Origin of the sequence: Actinomyces sp. ICM39 (assembly GCF_000282935.1) — a bacterium.
Lineage (GTDB): Bacteria > Actinomycetota > Actinomycetes > Actinomycetales > Actinomycetaceae > Pauljensenia > Pauljensenia odontolytica_B.
The window spans coordinates 1-4,597 of record NZ_ALCB01000013.1; the positions used below are offsets into that span (position 1 = coordinate 1).

At 63.9% G+C, this 4,597-nt stretch carries 2 protein-coding genes; one reads left to right on the plus strand and one right to left on the minus strand.

The genetic code is table 11. The annotated features are described in order from the left end of the window. Window positions 1-298: 298 nt before the first annotated feature. Complete coding sequence (locus tag HMPREF1137_RS10335; protein ID WP_007587644.1) at window positions 299-1,798, minus strand: hypothetical protein; 1,500 nt, start codon at window positions 1,796-1,798, stop codon at window positions 299-301. Between the two features lie 391 nt (window positions 1,799-2,189). On the opposite strand from HMPREF1137_RS10335, the gene HMPREF1137_RS00650 reads away from it, so the two are divergent. Then, window positions 2,190-4,556 carry a glycogen/starch/alpha-glucan phosphorylase gene (locus tag HMPREF1137_RS00650; protein WP_007587642.1) on the plus strand — a complete coding sequence of 789 codons (2,367 nt, stop codon included), beginning with the start codon at window positions 2,190-2,192 and terminating at the stop codon, window positions 4,554-4,556. Window positions 4,557-4,597 lie beyond the last annotated feature (41 nt).

Here is a 4,597-nt window from a genome sequence, read left to right on the forward strand (position 1 = left end):
GGCCCGCTCGAATCGAGCGGGCCCGCGTTTTGTCTAGTTTGCGCAGATCGCGCGATAGTTGTGCACGAACGTGCAGTTAGAAACCGCGAATTTGCACCGAAAAATCATCGTTTCGCCTTGAAATGATGCGTGCATCACAGGCACAATGGAAGTACCGAAAGTCACCATGAATTGAGCCCTCATGATGAACCGGTGATGGGAAGTGGCACCACTCATCAAGAGCGGTGCCACTTTCCTGTTGATGCGTCCCTGCGGGAAGTGCCCCCCGCAGGGACGCACCCTGCGGGGGGGCAATCCGTCAGCGCTGGCGACGGCGCAGAGCCACAGCTCCGAGGCCTGCCAGGCCCGCCATGATGGCCGCACCGGCCAGCATCGGGGTGTCAGCGCCCGTGCGTGCGAGGTTGCCGCTCGGGGTTGCGGACGGGGTGGGAGCAGGAGTCGTCGGCTCGGGCGTCGGGGAATCCGACGGCGCCGGGGTGCTGGGTTCCTCGGTGGGAACCGTGCACTCGCTGTCCGTGCCGGTCAGCCAGTTGTGCAGGACGATCGGGGCCAGGATCGGGGAGTCCTCGAGGGTCTCGCCGGTCAGGATGCCGTTGATGTTGAAGGAGAAGCTGGAGTTGGCCGGCATGTGCTCGATCTTGACGGTGATGGTCTTACCGTCCTCGCTGACCTTGATCTCGCCCAGGCCCTCGACGGTGTTCGTGAAGCCGTTATCCTTGAGCGCGCCGGCGCCGGGGGTGGAGATCGTGTTGATCTTGGAGGCGTCGAACTTCAGGCCCTGGACGGCCTTGATCGTCAGCGTCGCGTTGGTGAGGTCCTTGTGGGTGGCGCCGTAGAGGCGCAGGGTGCGCGAGTCGCCGACCTTCGGATCGGTGCCGGTGGCGATGAACCAGCCGTCAGCGTTGGCCTCGCCCCACTTGGGGTCCTCAGAACCCCAGGAGCCTGCGTACTTGGAGCGCTCGTTGATGTCGCGCGAGTAGGGGCTCCACACGGTGCGGTCCACGGTCGTGGCCTGGCACTTGGTGAGCTCGGGGGTCTCGGGCGTCGGCAGATCGCCGCACACCTGGCCGTCGGCCGGGAACTGGGCGCCGACCAGGTTGGCGGTCGCGGCCGAGGACTCGGCGCCCTCAGGGAAGGTGCCCGTGAACTGGAAGACCGTGCCGGTGTTGGCGTCGAGGCCCTTGTTCAGCGTGATTGTCCAGATGTTCTTCGCGGCGTCAGTCAGGGTGGCGGTGAAATCACCGTCATTCCACGTGTACTCGGCTTCACGCGGGCCCCAGGCCTGCATGTATGCGTTGAGGCCCGCGCGGGTCTCAATCTTGCCGATGAAGGTGGTGTTGGTCATGTCGTCGGGCAGGTCGACGGTGATCGTCGTGCCGGCGGCCAGCTTGTTCTTCGTGGCCACGGGGAAGCGCCAGTTCTGCATGGAACCGGCGATCCAGTGGTTGGCCTCGAACATGCCCGGAGCCTTGTAGGTCTCGGTGTTGAAGTTGGTCGAGATCTTCGAGGTGTAGCCGTTGTTCGAGCCGGTGGCGATCTTGTTGACGGAGCCGTCGGAGTTACGGGTGATGTCGGCAGGGTTCACCAGATCGGGGCGGTGAGCCAGGATGTCCGTGTCGAGGATCGCCGAGGCGGTCCAGTCGGCGCGGCACGCGGTGGACTTGTCGCCGTTAGCGGTGCCGGGGCCCGTGGGCTTGTTCTCGTCGGAGGGCGAGGCCATGGCGGGGCCCGCGATCAGGGCGGTCGCGAGCGTGGCGCTCAGAGCCGTCGCGATGGTCAACCTATGCATCAGTTTCATCGTATTCCTCATGTTGAAGGTGATTCAGTCTCAAGAATACTGGCCGTGTGGGCTGTTGTTAGCCCGGTCAGCATTGGTTACATGAGAACCTTAGTCCATGAACGCTGACCGTGTCTCACGTTTGCGAAAAATCATTGGGGGAGCATTTCGTGACTTGCTGCAGGTGGGGATTGGTTGTCGTTTGTAAATGCGCGCCAATCTGGGCCTTTAGTCATGGGCTGGATTTGACAGGTGTATTCCGTCACGTGGCCGGAGGTGGGGTTTCTCCCACTGCTGTGTCAGAGGAGGGAATTGGGCCACATACTCGCTACCCTCTAGAGGTGAAGCCAGCCCCGACCCGGGGAGCTCGCCCCTGCGGCGGGCACGGCGCAGTTACACAAAAGGAAATCGTATGACGCTGGATCTGACGCAGTCGCTGCCCTCTCATGTGCGCGCGACCTCTGGACGCCCCGTTGAAGATTCGACCCTGATGGAAGTGTGGCAGGGGCTCTCCGCCGCAATCGTCGATCAGATCGCCGATAACTGGGCCGCCACCACGGAGCGTTACGCCAAGGGCCGTCAGGAACACTACTTCTCCGCCGAGTTCCTCATGGGCCGAGCCCTGCTCAACAACCTGTCGAACCTCGGCCTCGTCGAGAAGGCGCGCGAAGCTCTCGCCGCCTACGGCCTCGACCTCGGCCAGGTTCTCGAAGAGGAGCCGGATGCTGCCCTCGGTAACGGTGGCCTCGGCCGCCTCGCCGCCTGCTTCCTGGACTCCTGCGCCACCCTCGACCTGCCCGTGCGCGGCTACGGCATCCTGTACCGCTACGGCCTGTTCAAGCAGCTTTTCGACAACGGCTTCCAGACCGAGCATCCGGACCCGTGGATGGAAGAGGGCTACCCCTTCGTCATCCGCCGCGAAGAGCGCTCCCGCATCGTCTCCTACGCTGACCTGACCGTGCGCGCCGTCCCCTACGACATCGCGATCACCGGCTACGGCACCAAGAACGTGGGCACCCTGCGTCTGTGGAAGGCCGAGCCCATCGAGGAATTCGACTACGACGCCTTCAACTCCCAGCGCTTCACCGACGCCATCGTCGACCGTGAACGCACCATGGACATCTCCCGCGTCCTGTACCCCAACGACACCACGTTCGAGGGCAAGGTCCTGCGCGTGCGCCAGCAGTACTTCTTCTGCTCCGCCTCCCTGCAGGAAATCGTTGCCAACTACGTGCGTCACCACGGCACCGACCTGACCGGCTTCGCCGAGTACAATGCCGTCCAACTCAACGACACCCACCCGGTCCTCGCCATCCCCGAGCTCATGCGCATCCTCATGGACGAGCACGGCCTCGGCTGGGAAGAGGCCTGGAAGGTTGTCTCCAAGACCTTCGCGTACACGAACCACACGGTTCTGGCCGAGGCCCTGGAGACCTGGGATATCCACATCTTCGATCGCCTGTTCCCGCGCATCGCCGAGATTGTCCGCGAGATCGACCGTCGCTTCCGCATCGACATGGCCGAGCGTGGCCTCGACCAGGGCACCATCGACTACATGGCCCCCGTCGCCGGCAACACCGTGCGCATGGCCTGGATCGCCTGCTACGCGTCCTACTCCATCAACGGCGTCGCCGCCCTCCACACGGAGATCATCAAGCGCGACACCCTCAAGGAGTGGCACGCCATCTGGCCCGAGCGCTTCAACAACAAGACCAACGGCGTGACCCCGCGCCGCTGGCTCAAGCAGTGCAACCCCCGCCTGGCGGCCCTCCTCGACGAGGTCACCGGCTCCGACGCGTGGGTCCGCGACCTCACCGAGCTGTCCAAGTTCACCGAGGCCGGCACTGACGATGTCCTCGAGCGCCTGGCTGAGATCAAGCATGCCAATAAGGTTGACTTCGCCGCCTGGGTCAAGGAGCGCGAGGGCGTCGAGATCGATCCCGACTCGATCTTCGACGTGCAGATCAAGCGTCTGCACGAGTACAAGCGCCAGCTCCTCAACGCCTTCTACGTCCTGGACCTGTACTTCCGCATGAAGGACGACCCGACGCTGGACACCCCCAACCGCGTGTTCATCTTCGGTGCCAAGGCTGCCCCCGGCTACATCCGCGCCAAGGCCATCATCAAGCTCATCAACGCCATCGCGGAGCTGGTGAACAACGACGAGGACATCAACGGCCGCATCAAGGTCGTCTTCGTCCACAACTACAACGTCTCGCCCGCCGAGCACATCATCCCTGCCGCCGACGTCTCCGAGCAGATCTCGATGGCCGGCAAGGAGGCCTCGGGCACGTCCAACATGAAGTTCATGATGAACGGCGCCCTCACCCTGGGCACGCTGGACGGTGCGAACGTCGAGATTCTCGAGGCCGTGGGCGCGGACAACGCCTACATCTTCGGTGCGACCGACGATGAGCTGCCCGAGCTGCGTCGCCACTACGACCCCCGTTGGCACTACGAGAATGTCCCCGGCCTCAAGCGCGTCATCGACGCCCTGACCGACGGCACGCTCGACGACTCCAACTCCGGCTGGTTCCACGACATCCGCCACTCGATCCTCGAGGGTGGTTACGACCCGGCCGACGTGTACTACGTCCTGGGTGACTTCGCCGCGTACCGCGAGACCAAGGACCGTATGGCCGCCGACTACCGCGACCAGAAGGCCTGGAACGCTCGCGTGTGGGCGAATATCTCCCGCTCCGGCCGTTTCTCCTCGGACCGCACGATCTCCGACTACGCTCGCGAGGTCTGGCACATCGAGGGTGAGCCGATCGACTGACGCATTTGCGTAGGAGAGGCCCGGAACCGCATGGTTCCGGG